The organism is Variovorax sp. P5_A3, from assembly GCF_056400665.1.
Genome location: NZ_JBFUKW010000022.1, coordinates 1 through 16,627 on the forward strand (window position 1 = coordinate 1; position 16,627 = coordinate 16,627).

Sequence of the window (16,627 nt, forward strand, 5' to 3'; positions counted from 1 at the left end):
CTCCCCAGCCCTCCCCCAGAGGGGGAGGGAGCAAGACCGGGCGGCGCGCCTGCAGCGGGTGCTTGATGGCATCGCGGAGGTAGCGGCCGGTCTGCGAATCCCCGGCCCCCTGGATGTCGGCCACGGTGCCCTCCGCCACCAGTCGACCGCCGCGCTTGCCCGCGCTCGGACCGATGTCGATGATGTGGTCGGCACGACGGATCGTGTCCTCGTCGTGCTCCACCACGACCAGCGTGTTGCCTTTGTCGCCCAGCTTGTGAAGAGCATCCAGCAGGATCTGGTTGTCCCGTGCGTGCAGGCCGATGGTTGGCTCGTCAAGCACGTAGCAGACGCCTTGCAGGTTGCTGCCCAGTTGTGCAGCCAGTCGAATCCGCTGCGCCTCGCCGCCGCTCAGCGTCGGCGCGCCACGGTCGAGCGTGAGATAGCCGAGCCCCACTTCCTCGAGGAATTCGAGCCGGCTCCTGATCTCCGGCACCAGGTCGCGCGCGATCTCGGCCTCGCGACCGGTGAGCCGCAATCCCTCGAACCACACACGGATGTCGCCCACGCTCATCCGCGCCAGCTCGGTGATGCCGATGCCGCCGTCGCCATCCGCGTCGGATCTACCGAAGCTCACCGCGCGCGCCGTCGCATTGAGCCGCGTGCCTTCGCAGGTCGGGCACGCCACGTCGCCGACGTCTTCGGCTTCCGGCTCTGCAAAGGTTTGCTCGCGCCCCTTCTGGTCATTGGCCATCACGGAATCGTCATAGACCTTGCGCTGCTCCTTCGTGAGCTTGACGCCGGTGCCTACGCAATCCGGACACCAGCCGTGCTTGCTGTTGTAGGAGAACAGGCGTGGGTCGAGTTCGGCATAGCTGGTGCTGCACACCGGACAGGCGCGCAACGTCGAGAACACGTGCGCCCGGCCGATCCCCGTGGTTGGCGCGCCCGCCATCATCGCGCCGCGCAATCCTGTGAGATCGCTCAGCACATGCACCACGCCCTTGCCATGTTCCAGCGCGCGCGTGAGCGCCTCGCGCAGATCGGTTTCCTGCGACGGGAGCACGTCGAGACTGGCCACGGGCAACTCGATGCTGTGTTCCTTGAAGCGGTCGATGCGCGGGAAGTTGGTGGTCGGCAAGAACTCGCCATCGACCCGCAGGTGCGTATAGCCACGCGGCCGCGCCCAGTCGGCCAGCTCGGTGTAGACGCCCTTGCGGTTGCTCACCAGCGGTGCGAGCAGGCCGATGTGCTGGCCCTTGAAGTTCTTGAGCAACTGCGCCGCGATGCTGTCGGGCGTCTGCGGCTGCACCGTCGATCCGTCGTGGATGCAGTGCTGGATGCCGAGCTTGACGTAGAGCAGGCGCAGGAAGTGCCACACCTCGGTGGTCGTGCCCACGGTGCTCTTGCGCCCGCCGCGCGACAGGCGCTGCTCGATCGCCACGGTTGGCGGAATGCCGTACACGGCATCCACCTCCGGGCGGCCCGCGGGCTGCACGATGCTGCGCGCATAGGCATTGAGCGATTCGAGGTAGCGGCGCTGCCCCTCGTTGAAGAGGATGTCGAAGGCCAGCGTGGACTTGCCCGAGCCGCTCACGCCGGTGACCACGCTGAACTTGCCGCGCGGAATATCGACCGACAGGTTCTTGAGGTTGTGCTCGCGCGCGTTGACGATCTGGATCGCATCGCGACCCGCAGCCGGCTGCGCGCGCGCGGCATACGAGCGCGCCGCGCGTTCCGCCACCTTGTAGGCGCCGGGGCCGATGGCCAGTTCGTAGTCTGCCAGCGCGGCGCCGGTGAGCGACGCGCGGTTCTCGCGCACCTGCTCCGGGGTGCCCACCGCGACGATCTGCCCGCCGCCCTCGCCACCTTCGGGGCCCAGGTCGATCAGCCAGTCGCTCGCGCGGATCACGTCGAGGTTGTGTTCGATGACGACTAGCGAATGCCCCGCGTCGAGCAGCTTGCGCAGCGCGCGCATCAGCCGCGCGATGTCATCGAAGTGCAGGCCGGTGGTCGGCTCGTCGAAGAGGAAGAGCGTTCCCTTGCGCGCCAGCGGCTGCTTGCTCGCGCTGCCGCTCTTCGCGGCCTCGGCCAGAAAGCCCGCCAGCTTGAGGCGCTGCGCCTCGCCGCCGCTGAGCGTGGGCACAGGCTGGCCGAGCTTCACGTAGTCGAGCCCGACGTCGACGATGGGCTGGAGCATGCGCAGGACGTCGCGATCGCCCTGGAAGGCGGAGGCCGCTTCGGCCACCGTGAGGTCGAGCACATCGGCCACGTTCATATTGCGTCCGCCGCGCTCGATCTTCACTTCGAGGATCTCGGGCCGGTAGCGCTTGCCGTCGCAATCGGGGCAGCGCAGGTAGACGTCGGAGAGGAACTGCATCTCCACGTGCTCAAAGCCCGAGCCGCCGCAGGTCGGGCAACGGCCGTCGCCGCTGTTGAAGCTGAACTTCGACGCCGTATAGCCGCGCTGTCGCGAGAGGCCTGCCGTGGCGAAGATCTCCCGGATCGCGTCCCACGCGCCCACGTAGCTCGCGGGATTGGAGCGCGCCGTCTTGCCGATCGGCGACTGGTCGACGAAGACCACGTCGCTCAGGTGATCGGCGCCGAGCATGCGGTCGTGCGCGCCGGGCGTTTCGGTCGCCTTGCCGAAGTGCCGCATCAGCGCCGGTGCAAGCACGTCCTGCACCAGCGTCGACTTGCCCGAGCCGCTCACGCCGGTGATACAGACGAGCCGTGACAGCGGAAGCTCGACCGTCACATCCTGCAGGTTGTGCTCGCGCACACCTTCGAGGATGAGGCGCGGCGTGTTGTCGGTCACCATGCGGCGGAAGCCCATGCCGATCTGCTTGCGGCCGCCCAGGTACTGGCCGGTCAGTGTCTCGGCATCGCGCAAGGCGTCCGTGCTGCCGTCGAAGACGATTTGCCCGCCACGCACGCCCGGGCCGGGGCCCATGTCGATCACGCGATCGGCGGCCAGCATCACGGCCGGGTCGTGCTCCACCACCACCAGTGTGTTGCCCGCGTCGCGCAGGCGCAGCATGGCCTCGGTGATGCGGTTCATGTCACGCGGGTGCAGGCCGATGCTCGGCTCGTCAAGCACGAAGAGCGTGTTGACGAGCGAAGTGCCAAGCGCCGTCGTGAGGTTGATGCGCTGCACCTCGCCGCCGCTCAGCGTGCGGCTCTGGCGGTCGAGCGTGAGGTAGCCGATGCCGACGTCGTGCAGGTAGCGCAGCCTTGTCGTGATTTCGTCGAACAGCAGCTTGAGCGCCTGCGCATCTCCGTGTCTTGCTCCTTCCCCCGCCGCGTGCCCCCAACCCTGCCCTCCCCCAGAGGGGGAGGGAGTTGAATCCAGGCCGTCGAAGAAACGGCGCAGGCGCTCGATCGGCAGCAGCATCAGGTCGTGCAGGCACAGGCCGGGCAAGGCCTCCAATTGCTCACGCGACCACTTCGTGCCGACAGGCATGAAGCGCTTCGACGGGTCGAGCACCGCATCGGCATCTTCCTTGCCGCCGATACGCCACAGCAGGCTTTCGAGCTTGAGCCGGGCGCCAGAGCACACGGGACACGGCGTATAGCTGCGGTACTTCGACAAGAGCACGCGAATGTGCATCTTGTACGCCTTGCTCTCCAGGTAGGCGAAGAAGCGGCGCACGCCGTACCACTGCTTGCTCCAGTTGCCTTCCTTGTAGTTGGGCGTACCCTCGATCACCCAGTGCTTCTGCTCGTCGGTGAGCTTGTTCCATGGCGTGTCGCGCGGAATGCCAGCCACCTCCGCATGGCGCATGAGGTCGTCCTGCGCTTCTTTCCAGGCAGGCGTCTGGATCGTCTTGATGGCGCCGGCGCGCAGGGTGAGCTTGTCGTTCGGAATCACGAGGCCGAGATCGACACCGATCACGCGACCGAAGCCGCGGCAGGTCTCGCAGGCACCCACTGCCGAATTGAACGAGAACATCGACGGGATGGGGTCGGTGTAGCGGATGTCGCTTTCGGGGCAATGCAGCCCCGTCGAGAACTTCCAGATGTCCGGCGCCGCACCTTCGTCCGCCGACAGCGCGTAGACCGTCAGCCGCCCGGTGCCGCGCTTCAACGCCACTTCGATCGCCTCGATCACGCGCGCCCGCTCGGCGCCGGCCATGCGGAAGCGGTCGGCCACCACGTCGAGCACCTTGCGCGGACCGGTCGGCGTCGCGACCTCGCGCTCGGCCTGCACGCGCGTGAAGCCGCTCGCGGACAGCCATTGCGTGACCTCCTCGGTGCTGGTGCTGGCGGGCAGCTCGACCGGGAAGGTCAGCACCACGCGCGGGTCACCCGCCGTCGCGGCACGCGCGAGCAGCTCGGCGTAGATCGAGTCCGGCGAATCGTGCCGCACGGACAGCGCCGTCTCGCGGTCGAACAACTGCGCCGCACGCGCGAAGAGCAGCTTCAGGTGGTCGTTGAGCTCGGTCATCGTGCCGACGGTGGAGCGCGACGAGCGCACCGGGTTCGTCTGGTCGATGGCGATCGCGGGCGGCACGCCCTCGACCTTGTCGACGGCCGGCTTGTCCATGCGATCGAGAAACTGGCGCGCGTAGGCCGAGAAGGTTTCGACGTAGCGCCGCTGGCCTTCGGCGTAGAGGGTGTCGAACACCAGGCTCGACTTGCCCGAACCGCTCGGCCCGGTGACCACGGTCATCTCGCCGGTGCGGATGTCGAGGTCGAGGTTCTGGAGGTTGTGCTGACGTGCACCGCGTATCCGGATGGAGCCCTGTGTCATGGATGCCTTGGGGGTGGGGCAGACATTCTAGAAACACGGCCGACGCTTGGTGCGAGGCCCCGGATGGTCGGTCGCGGAGCAGGGGTTTCTCCGCTTCGGGTTGCAGGCTCCAGCGTTTACACACGGACACACCTGCCCTTGACGGTCCCGTCGCGCCATCGCGGCAAGATGGGCGTCAAATAGGGCAACGCGAATCGTCCCACCTCAAAGGAAGCATCAGAATGTCGCCTCGCGAGTTGTACCAACAGCGGCGGACCACGCCCTCGGAAGCCGTGCGCCTTGTGCGCGACGGCGACTTCATCGTCGTACCGACCGGAGTTGGTGAGCCGCCGACACTGCTGACCGCGTTGTCGGAGCAGCGCACGAGTTTCCGGGACGTCAAGGTCGGGCAGATCCTCGCGATGCGGAAATACGGCTACATCGATCCGGCCACCGTGGACCACGTGCGGCACGTCGCCTATTTCTTCGGCGGAGCCACGCGCGCGGGCGGGCAGGCCGGGTGGATCGACTTCATCCCGAACTACTTCTCCGAAATCCCGGTGCAGATCGAACGGGGCCTGATGCCTGCGGACGTGGTCTTCAGCATGGCATCGCCGATGGACGACGAGGGCTTCTTCGCCCTCAGCCTCGGCGCCGACTACACCATGGCCGCGGTCGCCAAGGCGCACGCGGTGGTGCTCGAGGTGAACCCGAACGTGCCCTTCGCCTTCGGGAACTGCCGCGTGCATGTCTCGAAGGTCGCGGCCCTGGTCGAAAGCGAAGAGCCGGTGCTCGAGGTCGGGCTGCCGAAGATCGGCATCGTTCAGGAAGCCATCGGCAAGTACGTCGCCGACATGATCGACGACGGATCGACGCTGCAGATCGGCTACGGAGGCATCCCCGATGCGGTGGTCATGCAGCTCGCGCACAAGCGCGACCTCGGCGTGCATACCGAAATGATCGGCGACGGCATCCTGTCGCTGGTGGAGTGCGGCGCCGTCACCAATCGCCGCAAGAACTACCTGCCGGGAAAGATGGTCGCCACTTTCGCGCTGGGCTCCGGGAAGCTCTACCGCTACATGGACAGGAACCCCGCGCTGGAAATCCATCCCGTCAATTTCACCAACGATCCGGCCCTGGCGGGCATGAACGACAACCTCGTTGCGATCAACGCCACCTTGCAGATCGACCTGCTGGGCCAGTGCGGCTCGGAGAGCCTTGGATGTGCGCCGTTCTCGGGCACCGGCGGCCAGTCCGACTTCGTGCGTGCGGCCAACCGGTCGCGCGGCGGCAAGGCGTTCATCGTGCTGCCGTCCACGGCCAAAGACGACACCATCTCGCGCATCGTGCCTGTGCTTTCGCCGGGCACGCATGTCACGACCAGCAAGAACGACATCAACTATGTCGTCACCGAGTACGGCGTCGCGCAACTGCGCGGAAAGTCGGCCAGGCAAAGAGCGCGGGAACTCATCGGCATCGCGCATCCCGCGTTCCGCGAAGAGCTTGCCGCGCAGGCCGCGGGCCTCAAGCTCCTGTAGCGCCGCGATCAGACTGCCCGCGTTCCCACGCGCGCAGCTTTCTGTTCCAGGCGCGAAGGCGTTCGTCGGCGGCGTGTGCGCCCGCGCCCGAGGTCGTCGCCAGGAGTTGGTCGAGCAGGATCTGCTGATCGATGCTGAGGGAATCCGGGAAGATCGGCCGAAGTGTGACCCACTGGTCGCCGCGCGCACCGCGACGCGCCACCGGGAACCCCTGGCCCTTCAGGCGGTAGGACAACTGCTCCCGGTCAAGCTGCAACGCGTGCAGGCCGGTGACGGTCGGCACCTGGATCGACCGGTTGGCGATCCACGCGAAGCCGTCGACCGGGATCTCGCAACGGATGGTGCCGTCGTCGTCGAGGTGGAAGAACGCATGCTCGGCCACCTCGACGCGAATTTCGAGGTCGGCGGGAGGGCTGTCCTGGCGCGAGCGGCGCCCGGCGACATGGAGCAGGTCGCCATGGCGCACGCCATGCGGAATGCGGACATTGATCTTGTACGTGCGCGCGTTCATCTTTCCGGCGCCGTCGCAGGTCGGGCACGGCTGCCTGGCGATGCCGCCGCCCAGGCACGCATCGCACTCGAAGTAGCCGCTGGGCCAACCGAAGAACGAGCGCTTCGGAATCGCGCCCGAGCCGCCGCACTGGCCGCAATTGCCGCCGAGCACCTGGTGCCCGGCGCCCGCGCAGGTCGCGCAGACGTCGGTGACCTTGCCACGCAGCACCTTGATGCAACCGACCGCGGCCTCCTCCAGCGTCATCTTGACCTTGCGGTAGATGGGACGGCGCTGCCGGACTGCGGCGTCGCGCGACGCGTCACCGTCCTCGTCGAATCCGGGGTTGTTTTCATCCGTCGTGGCGGAAGTGGCGCCGTCGGCCGCCGGGGTATCAACCCGGACGCGGTTTCCCCCACGGCGGATTTCCTCGAAAGCCCGGTTGATGCGTTGCATCTTCGCCACCGCATCGGAGCTGTCATTGCGGTCCGGATGCCATTGCGAGACGAGTCGGCGCCATGCCGCCTTGACCTCGCTGTCGGTCGCATCGGGTGCGAGGCCCAGTTCGGCGAAAGCGTTCTCGGTGCCCAAAATTCGAATGTCCTTGTCCTGTGAAGCCGTTTGGGACGCTGTCCCGATGGCAGCAATGGCGTACGGAGTGAATGTTAGTCGAAGGGACGGCCAGCACGAACAAGACCACGATCGCAAACACTGCGAACCCGATACCAGTCTTCCACATGGACCCGGTTTCCTTGGCTCTAACAAAAAGAAAAAGGGCCCCGCGCCAAAAAGCCGCGAGGCCCTGAAAAAGTCCCCATTCCCTTTTCGGGGAATACCGCGGAACCGGCTTCGCCGGGCCGCAGGTATTGCCCCCTGCAAGGGGGTGGGCGTTTACACGAAGTGAAAAAGCCTGGGGTCAGTCAGTCATTCGCGTAGATATCCACATCCTTCGTCTCGCGGATGAAGATCGTGCCCACCACCAGCGTCATCGCGGCGATGACAATGGGGTACCACAGGCCGTTGTACATGTTGCCGGTGGTCGCCACGATCGCGAAGGCGGTGGTCGGCAGCAGGCCGCCGAACCAGCCGTTGCCGATGTGGTACGGCAGGCTCATCGAGGTGTAGCGGATGCGGGTCGGGAAGAGTTCGACCAGCATGGCAGCGATCGGGCCATAGACCATCGTCACCAGCAGCACCAGCCAGAACAGAAGCACCACCGTCATGAACTTGTTCATCTTGGCCGGGTCAGCCTTGGTCGGGTAGCCGGCGGTCTTCAGTTGTTCGCCGACGCTCTTCTTGAAGGCGGCGATTTCCTTGGTGGAGGCTTCGTCGAACTTGTGGTTGACCACGTTGCCGGTCGGTGCGGTGATTGCCACCTCGCCGATCTTCACGATGGCCGCGGAGCCGGGTGCGCCGACGATGTTGTCGTAGCTCACCGAGTTCTGCACGAGGTAACGCTTGGCGATGTCGCAAGAGCTGCTGAAGTCGATTTCGCGTGCCACCGGATTGCCCTGGAACGAGCACGAGCGCGGATCGGCCGTCACCGTCACACCGGCCGTGGCCTGCGCGTGCGCGAGGGCGGGGTTGGCGGCTTCGGTCAGCATCTTGAAGACCGGGAAGTAGGTCACCACGGCGAGCAGGCAGCCGGCCATGATGATCGGCTTGCGGCCGATCTTGTCCGAGAGCGTGCCGAACACGACGAAGAAGGGCGTGCCGATCAACAACGCGGCCGCGATCATCAGGTTGGCGGTGGTCGCATCGACCTTGAGCTGCTGCGTCAGGAAGAACAGCGCATAGAACTGGCCCGAGTACCAGACCACGGCCTGGCCGGCCGTCAGGCCGACGAGCGCCAGGATCACGATCTTGAGGTTCTTCCACTCGCCGAAGGATTCGGACAGCGGCGCCTTCGAGGTCTTGCCCTCGGCCTTCATCTTCTGGAAGGCGGGGGATTCCGACAGCGACAGGCGAATCCACACCGACACGCCGAGCAGCAGGATCGACACCAGGAAAGGAATGCGCCAGCCCCAGTCGGTGAAAGCGGCCTCGCCCATGCCTTCACGCACGCCGAGAATGACGATCAGGCTCAGGAACAGGCCGAGCGTTGCGGTGGTCTGGATCCACGAGGTGTAGGCGCCGCGCTTGCCGTGCGGCGAATGCTCGGCCACGTAGGTGGCTGCACCGCCGTACTCGCCGCCGAGGGCCAGGCCCTGCAGCATGCGCAGTGCGATCAGGATGACTGGCGCCGCGACGCCGATGGTTGCGTAGCTGGGCAGCAGGCCGACGATGAAGGTCGACAGGCCCATGATCAGGATGGTGACCAGGAAGGTGTACTTGCGTCCGATCATGTCGCCGAGCCGGCCGAACACGATGGCGCCGAAGGGCCGCACCAGGAAACCCGCCGCGAAGGCCAGCAGCGCGAAGATGAAGGCTGCGCCGGCATCCAGGCCACTGAAGAACTGCTTGGCAATGATGGCCGCGAGCGATCCGTAGAGGTAGAAGTCGTACCACTCGAACACGGTACCCAGCGACGAGGCGAAGATGACTTTCTTCTCCTCGGCGGTCATGGGCCGGGGGGCGCTGGAGGGCGCTCCCCGTGAATCTAGTGTGGCTGCCATGTCATCTCCTTTGGAATATGCGCCCACGGCGTGGGACGTGACGCATTCTTGGAGCGCCGACTGACCCGAGGCTGTCGCCAAACTGAACGCCCGCTGACGACTTAAGGTGAAACCCGCGGCTTGCGTTTCAGCCTGTAGGAAATACCCCTGCGCACGAGCTCACCATCAATCCCACTTGACCCGAATGCCCAGGCTGCCCTGCACGGAGGAGCGCACACGCGTGTTCCCTGAGACGTCGAACACTCGCCCGACTTCACCGTAGAGGCTGGTGGTCGGGTTCAGCGCCAGGGTCATGCCCGCCGCGACCTCGGCCGAGGTGTGGCCGGTGGGAGTGGCGATATCGGTGACGGCCGCCGGCGAGATGAAGCGCGCGACATCGGTGCCCGAGCCTGCGTAGTACAGGTTGAGTCGCCCGTAGGGCTGCAAGCGCCCGGCACCCGTCATCATGTCGCCCTTGACGCGCACGCCCAGGCGACCGATCCAGGCGGCGTCGGTCTGTTGCTGCACCAGGGCGCCACCGAGCTGCAGATCATCGGACCTGCTCTTCTGGTACGCCAGTTGCGCTTGCGGCTCGACGGTCCAGCCCTCCGCGAGTGCGAAGGACTGCCCCACTTCGACAGATGCGGTCAGGCTGCTGCTCTTGCCCGAGACTTCGGGGTTGAGATCAGGACGCAAGGTGTAGCGATGGCTGCCCCCCTGCAGCACGAAGTCGGCATAGCGTCCATAAGTGTCCGTCCACGTCGCGTAGCCGCCCAGGTAGCGCGACTGCACGTCGTTGTGGCCGACCCGTCCGACCACGCCGCTGGCGTTGCCCGTGATCTCGGCACCGCCCTGGAGGTAGCCGACGTAGACGCCGGCGCGCCATGAAGGGTCGGACCACAGGTCGATGCCGGCCTGGAAGCCGCTCAGATGGCCGTTGCTCCCGGCCTGTGCGACGCCTCCCTGGCGAATGTCCAGATCGGTGTAGACGCCACGGCCCCATGCGCGCCGCTCGAGCCAGTCGGGTGTGGAGGGGGTCTCTGGCCTGGCCACGTCGTCATCGCCCACCCTGAGATGCAGGTTGCCGAGCATGGCCATGTCGCCCTGGCGCGTCTGGGAAGAGAGCGCTGAAGCCATCGGGACTTCGGCCCGGTAGGTAGGCACGGGCTCGGGCGGTGGCGGTGGGGGCGGCGCTACGTCGCCCACGGGGGGTGGCGGCGGTGGTGGCGGAGCGACGACGTTGCTGGTCGAGCGCAGGTACCAGTTCTCCCCAGTGCCGTCGGCATCGGCGGCATAGAGGCGGTACTCGTAGGCGCCGGCGTCGACGTGCGGCGCCTCGCGGACGGCACCTCCCTTGGCGAGTCCGGCGACGGCCACGCCACCGGCGAGCACGAAGGCGTCCTTGGTGGTCTGCGCCGTCGTGGTGGCGCCGTTGCGCGCGCTGACCACCTCGATGCCGTTGCCGGTGGTGAGTGCGCCCAGGCCACCACGGTTGGTGATTTCCACGTTGGTCGTACCGCTGGCACTCGCGCCGGGGCCATCAAGCACGAGGCGATCGCTCGCGCTGGCACTGCCGCCGAGCACGGTGCCCATGCGCAGCGTGCCACCGCGACCGACGTAGGCGCCGGTGACAGTCAAGGTGCTGCCCGGCGTGGCGCTCAGCAGGTTGACAGTGCCGGCGTTGTCGAGGGCCGAGACGGTCTGGTTGAACCCTCCGGTGTCGAGCATGGCGCCGCTCGCCACGGTGTGCGCCGAGCCCGCGCTGAAGGTGTTGGCGGCGCCCGCCTTGAGGGTGCCGGCCGCGACGCTGGTGGGGCCGCTGTAGGTGTTCGCTGCGCCGAGCTTGGTGATGCCGGTGCCGGCCTGCGTCAGAGAGCCGCTGCCGCTGATCACGCCGTCGAGCGTGAGCACGTCCGAGCGATCGACGACCAGCGCAGCGTCGTTGGCAATGTTGCCGACGATGCTCCCGGTCGTGCCGCCGTTGCCGATCCGCAGCGTGCCCGCGCTGACTGTCGTGCCGCCTGTGTAAGCGCTGTCGCCGGTCAGCGTCAGCGTGGACGCCCCGGTCTTGACCAACTGGCCGGTGCCGCTGATCGGGCCGTCGAATGTCGTGTCGGCCGTGTTGTTGGCCGTCAGCGCGGCAGTGCCCAGGGTCACGCTGCCTGCGCCACTCAGGTTGTGGGCGGTCTGGTCGAAATTGTTCAGGTCCAGGGTGGCGCCGGCCGCGACGTTCACCGCGCTGCTGGTGGCGAACGCATTGGCGATGCCGCCTTGGAGCGTGCCGGCGTTGACGTTCGTCGCGCCCGTGTAGGTGTTCGCGGCGGACAGCACCAACGTGCCGGCGCCGTTCTTCGTCAGGGAGGTGCCGTCCCAGCCTGTGGCGGAAGCGGCCTGGTCGGAGAGCACCACATCGGCGTTGAAGGTGTCGGCTGCATTCGCAAGCGTGAAGCTGCCGTTGCCCTGCGTCGCACCCCCTAGCCAGGTCAGGCCGAAGCCCACGTTGTAGTCCCGCGCATCGGCGGACTTGCCTGCCGCCAAGGTCAGGAAATCGACTGAGCTTGCGGCTCCGCCGAACCCGACCGACGCGAAATCGTTGGTGATGCCGCCGGTCGTATGGATGACATTGAATTGCGAACCGATCGCAGCGCTGGCGGTGTTCGGCAGTCTCGCGCCGAAGCCGGTGATTTCGAGGCTGCCACCAAGGTTCGCGCTTGCGGCGGTGATGACGGGTTGCGCGGCGCCAAGCCCGACGTCGAGCGTGCTGCCCGCGGCCTGCGTCAACGCGCCGCCGACGTTCAGGGTGGAGTTGGGGGCGATGTGCGTGGTGGCGCCGCTGGCGGTGGTGTAGTTGCTCGTGGTGGTGAAGGCGCCAGTCTGAGCGAGATCCAACGTGCCGCCTGCGACGTTCACGCTGCCGACCGAGGAGCCGGTGCCTGTCAGCGTGGTCGTGCCCGCACCGGCCTGCGTCAGGGAACCATTGCCCGTGATCGTGCCTGCATACGCCAGCGCATCGCCACGGTTGAAGAGCAGCGCGGCGTTGTTCGTGATGTTGCCTGCAACGCTGCCGGTAGTGCCGCCGTTGCCGATCTGCAGGGTCCCTGCAGTGATCGTCGTGCCACCCGTGTAGGTGCTGTCGCCGGTAAGGGTCAGGGCGGAGGCACCTGTCTTGACGACGCTGCCGGTGCCGCTGATGGCGCCGTCGAATGTCGTGTCGGCTGTGTTGTTGGCCGTCAGCGCTGCGGTGCCCAGCGCCACGCTGCCTGCGCCACTCAGGTTGTGGGCGGTCTGGTCGAAGTTGTTCAGGTCCAGGGTGGCGCCGGCCGCGACGTTCACCGCGCTGCTGGTGGCGAACGCATTGGCGATGCCGCCTTGGAGCGTGCCGGCGTTGACTGTCGTCGTTCCCGTGTAGGTGTGGTGCCCAGCAACCGCCAAGTGCTGGCGCCTGTCTTCTGGAAGCTGCCGATTCCCTGATAGGCCCAGCCGATCCCCTGATAGGTACCGATCTGTGAAGCATCGAAGATCGTCGACACCGACAAGCCCAGCGGATCGCTGGAAAGATCGGTTGCGTCGCCACCCAGAATCAGCGTGTTCGTGCTGCCGCCGGAACCGATCACGTGGCCGGTGACATGCCAGCCCTGAAGCAGGGTCAGACTGTTGGCACCCCCGGTAAAAGAGATTGCATTCGCGCGCACGGTGCCGTTGCCGTTCATGCCGCCCGCGATCGTTCCCGCGTTGATGATCTCCAAATTGGTGCCCCGGACGCCCGCACCGCCGGCGGCGATGGCGCCCGGCGCCCCGGCGTTGGGGTTCAGGCCCGTGGCACCGCCGTCGCCGCCCTGAACGACGCCGGTGTTGTTTAGCGTGAGCGAGGTACCGACGATGCCGGCCCCTCCAACACCGCCGCTCCGGCCATGCGTGGCTTGGGCGCCACTACCGCCGTTGCCGCCATTGCCGCCCTGGACCGTGAACGCGTTGGTGAGGCTCACACCATCGCTGACCAGGCCCGAGCCGCCACCACCGCCGAAACCGGCCCCTCCTCCTCCCTGGGAAACGCCGCCATTACCGCCCGAGCCACCGGTAATGTTTGCGCTGGTGTTCGTGCTGCCGCTACCCGTGATCACGGCGCCGGCACCGCCGCCGCCGCCGCTACCACCATCCGCGCCGCCCGCGTAGGTCAAGGGTCTCCCACCGTTGCCGCCGTTTCCACCGATGATCGGAGCAGTCAAGCCGTTCAGGTTGGCACCGTTGAATCCATCGCCGCCGCCACCGCCGCCGCTGGCGCCGATACCGCCCGTGCAGGCACCGCAATCCGCGTCGCCGCCATCGCCGCCATTGCCGCCAATGGGGATGGCAGCAGTGCCGACCGAGCCTCCGGCACCGGGGGGGCCGCTCGTTCCGCCATTCGGCGTGGCACCGGCGCTGCCGCTACCGCCATTGCCGCTGGAACCGTTCTGCCCGGCCGCGACCTGGCCGTTTCCGGAGCCACCAACACCGTTGGTGCCGCCACCGCCCCCTGCACCGCCGGATGCTCCGTTGCCGCCGAGAAATGCGGCGTTGTCGCCGCCGCGGCCGTCGGCGAAGGCATCGGGTGCGACGAAGAGCAGCATCGCTGTCCCTACTGCCGTTACGCAGCATGCGCCAGTTTGCGATCCTCTCCCAACTCTTCGCGCCTGCTCCGAGACGACCACCATCCGCCCCTGGGCTGCATTCCAGATGACGTTGAAAATCTTGTTCATGATTCCTTCTCTTCTCCAAGCAGGCGACTCGCAAAGGCGCGGCCTGCGGTTGTATGAGAAGGGCAAGGGGGCAGCAAGGCGATCGATTTCGTGCGACCCGATCTGCGATGGCAGCGAGCAACGGAACGTCTTGGAGTGTCGGCAGGATGCCCGCAGGGGGGCTCGGCGGGATCTATCGCCTGCGGATCAGCGAAGGCCGCTGGTCGGCCCCGACCCAGTCAGGGCCGTTGAACCAGGCATCGCCTTCGAGGTAGGCGCGCAGCATCGACAGGCCATCGAAGCCCCAGAACAAGCGGCCATCGACGACGAACGCAGGGACGCCGAAGACACCTTGCGCGATGGCTTCGTCGGTGTTGGTCTTGAGTTGTGCCTTGGCTTCGTCGCCGCTGCTGTCGCGCACCAGTTTCAGTTGGGCGGCCAGCGCTGCGAGCCGGGCAGCATCGCCCGCTTCGCCGCCGGTGCGCCACACGTCGCGAAAGATCGTCTCTGCCGCATGCCGGTTGATGTCGCCGTCCCCCGTGGTCGCGAGCGCAAGCCGCAGGTGAGGCAGCGGGTTGTAAGGGTGCGTCGCAGGCATCTGGATCGGAATGTCGTTCGCTTGGCCGAGCCACAGCACATGGCGATAGGTCCAGGTCCGCTTCGCAGGGATCTCCCCCGGCCCGAGCTGTCCATGGTGCTTGAGCAGCGCGCCGAGCAGCACGGGCCGGTAGGACACGACGTAGCTCATGCCCTCGAGCACCTGCGGCAGCTGCTCGAACGCGAGGTACGCATAGGGCGAGATGAAGTCGAGATGGAAGGTGATGTGTTTCATCGCTTGTCTCCCTCGGGGACGAGGAACCCCGCCACCGAGCGCAGTTCGATCGCGCGCCACACGCGGCGCTTGTCCGCATCGCCCATGCGGCTCCATGCGGCAATCTCGTCGATGGTGCGCAGGCAGCCCTGGCAGAAGCCGCTCTCCGCGTCCATGCGGCAGATGGATATGCAGGGCGACGGCACATCCACCGTCACTGCACGCGCGGCAACGGCGCGGTCGACCAGCGATGGCGCGGTATCGGCCGTCACACCACGTCCGCTATCGGTGCACCGGTGAGGGCTTCGAGGTCCTGCGGCCGCAGGCGCACCACGGCGTGCGGGTGTCCCGCGGCTGCCCAGATGTCGTCGAAGCGGAAGAGCTCGCGATCGATCAGCATCACGGGAGGCGTGGCATGCGCGAAGGGCGACACGCCACCGATCGAGAAACCGGTGCGCGACTTGACGAATTCCGCGTCGGCGCGGCCGAGCTTGCCGACCAGTTCCGCAACCTTCTTCTCGTCGACGCGCTTGTCGCCCGATGTCACGACCAGCACGGCGACATCGTCGGTCTTGCGACGGAAGACGATGCTCTTGGCGATCTGGCCCAGGTCGATCCCCAGCGCGTCGGCGGCCTGCTGCGCGGTGCGGGCCGCGTCGTCGAGCATTTGTGGCGCATGGGGATGACCCTTGTCCTGCAGGAGCCGCGCGACGCGCTGCACGCCATCGGGCAATGAATTCAGTTCAGCACCGCACATCAGGGTGCCCTCTTGGCACGGATCGCCTTCGACGCACGCGAGTTCGGCTCGCGGCCCAGTGCCTCGCTGATATAGACGCCCGCATCGATCAGTTTGTCCAGGTCGATCCCGGTCTCGATGCCCATGCCGTGCAGCATGTAGACCACGTCCTCGGTCGCGACGTTGCCCGTCGCGCCCTTGGCGTAGGGACAGCCGCCAAGCCCGGCCGACGAGGTGTCGTACTGCCACACGCCCATCTCCAGGCTCGCGAGCGTGTTGCCCAGCGCCTGCCCATAGGTGTCGTGGTAGTGGCCCGACACGTCGTCGATTCCGTAGTGCTTGAGCGTGGCCTCCAGCGCGCGCTGCACCTTGAGCGGCGTGCCGACGCCGATCGTGTCGGCCACGCCCACGTGCTGCACGCCGATCTCTTTCATGAGGCCGGCGAGCATGTCGACGCGCGACGGCGCGACTTCGCCTTCGTAGGGGCAGCCGACCGTGCACGACATCGCGCCGCGCACGTAGATGCCCCTCTCGCGTGCCGCGTCCACCACGGGCCGGAAGCGCTCGATGCTCTCGGCGATCGAGCAGTTGATGTTGCGCTGGCTGAAGGCCTCGCTGGCCGCGCCGAACACCACGATCTCGTCGGGCCATTCCTCGCGCGGCGCGGCGATGGCGGCCTCGAACCCCTTCATGTTCGGCGTGAGGACGGAGTAGCGTACGCCGGCCTTGCGCCGGATGCCGTGCATGACCTCGGCGTTGTCCGCCATCTGCGGCACCCACTTGGGCGAGACGAAGCTGGTGACCTCGATCTCCTTGAGCCCCGCATCCTGCAGCCTGTGCACAAGGCCGATCTTGGTCTCGGCCGGGACCGGCTGCTTTTCGTTCTGGAGGCCGTCGCGCGGGCCGACGTCGACGATCTTGACTCTGGAGGGAAGTTTCATGGAAGGTCTCGTTCGAAGAATGGGGAGTGCCTCGTGGCAGAGGCTCCATTTTCTCCGCCTTCCGCTCAACCCGCGCGGATCAGGGTTTGTC

At 66.8% G+C, this 16,627-nt stretch carries 10 protein-coding genes; 1 reads left to right on the forward strand and 9 read right to left on the reverse strand.

From position 1 onward, the window contains the following. Positions 1–4,732: excinuclease ABC subunit UvrA (gene uvrA, locus AC1D3B_RS26835; RefSeq protein ID WP_478193712.1), on the reverse strand; the 4,732-nt coding region annotated here is incomplete at its 3' end. 221 nt (positions 4,733–4,953) lie between these two features. Here uvrA and AC1D3B_RS26840 point away from each other — a divergent pair. After that, complete coding sequence (locus AC1D3B_RS26840) at positions 4,954–6,249, forward strand: acetyl-CoA hydrolase/transferase family protein (protein WP_478193713.1); 1,296 nt, start codon at positions 4,954–4,956, stop codon at positions 6,247–6,249. On the opposite strand, the gene AC1D3B_RS26845 is transcribed toward AC1D3B_RS26840, so the two are convergent. From AC1D3B_RS26845 to AC1D3B_RS26880, 8 genes are all read right to left on the reverse strand, one after another. Continuing rightward, entirely contained in the window at positions 6,236–7,330 is a 1,095-nt protein-coding gene (locus tag AC1D3B_RS26845; RefSeq protein WP_478193714.1) for a DnaJ C-terminal domain-containing protein, read from the reverse strand. The genes AC1D3B_RS26840 and AC1D3B_RS26845 overlap by 14 nt on opposite strands. 329 nt (positions 7,331–7,659) lie before the next feature. Further along, positions 7,660–9,354, reverse strand: coding sequence for an MFS transporter (locus tag AC1D3B_RS26850; protein ID WP_478193715.1), 1,695 nt, complete (start codon positions 9,352–9,354; stop codon positions 7,660–7,662). 165 nt (positions 9,355–9,519) lie between these two features. Continuing rightward, on the reverse strand, positions 9,520–12,765 hold the full coding sequence (locus tag AC1D3B_RS26855; protein ID WP_478193716.1) for an autotransporter family protein: 3,246 nt from the start codon (positions 12,763–12,765) through the stop codon (positions 9,520–9,522). Continuing rightward, on the reverse strand, positions 12,663–14,069 hold the full coding sequence (locus AC1D3B_RS26860) for an ESPR domain-containing protein (protein ID WP_478193717.1): 1,407 nt from the start codon (positions 14,067–14,069) through the stop codon (positions 12,663–12,665). Before AC1D3B_RS26860 ends, AC1D3B_RS26855 begins: the two co-directional genes overlap by 103 nt. Before the next feature lie 172 nt (positions 14,070–14,241). After that, positions 14,242–14,880 (reverse strand): 2-hydroxychromene-2-carboxylate isomerase, encoded by a 639-nt coding sequence (locus AC1D3B_RS26865; RefSeq protein WP_478193718.1) that lies wholly within the window; start codon positions 14,878–14,880, stop codon positions 14,242–14,244. After that, positions 14,877–15,131, reverse strand: a complete 255-nt coding sequence (locus tag AC1D3B_RS26870; protein ID WP_478193719.1) for a DUF1289 domain-containing protein — start codon at positions 15,129–15,131, stop codon at positions 14,877–14,879. Before AC1D3B_RS26870 ends, AC1D3B_RS26865 begins: the two co-directional genes overlap by 4 nt. Beyond that, complete coding sequence (locus AC1D3B_RS26875) at positions 15,128–15,616, reverse strand: YbaK/EbsC family protein (RefSeq protein ID WP_478193720.1); 489 nt, start codon at positions 15,614–15,616, stop codon at positions 15,128–15,130. Before AC1D3B_RS26875 ends, AC1D3B_RS26870 begins: the two co-directional genes overlap by 4 nt. Then, complete coding sequence (locus tag AC1D3B_RS26880) at positions 15,616–16,536, reverse strand: hydroxymethylglutaryl-CoA lyase (protein ID WP_478193721.1); 921 nt, start codon at positions 16,534–16,536, stop codon at positions 15,616–15,618. Before AC1D3B_RS26880 ends, AC1D3B_RS26875 begins: the two co-directional genes overlap by 1 nt. Positions 16,537–16,627: the final 91 nt, after the last annotated feature.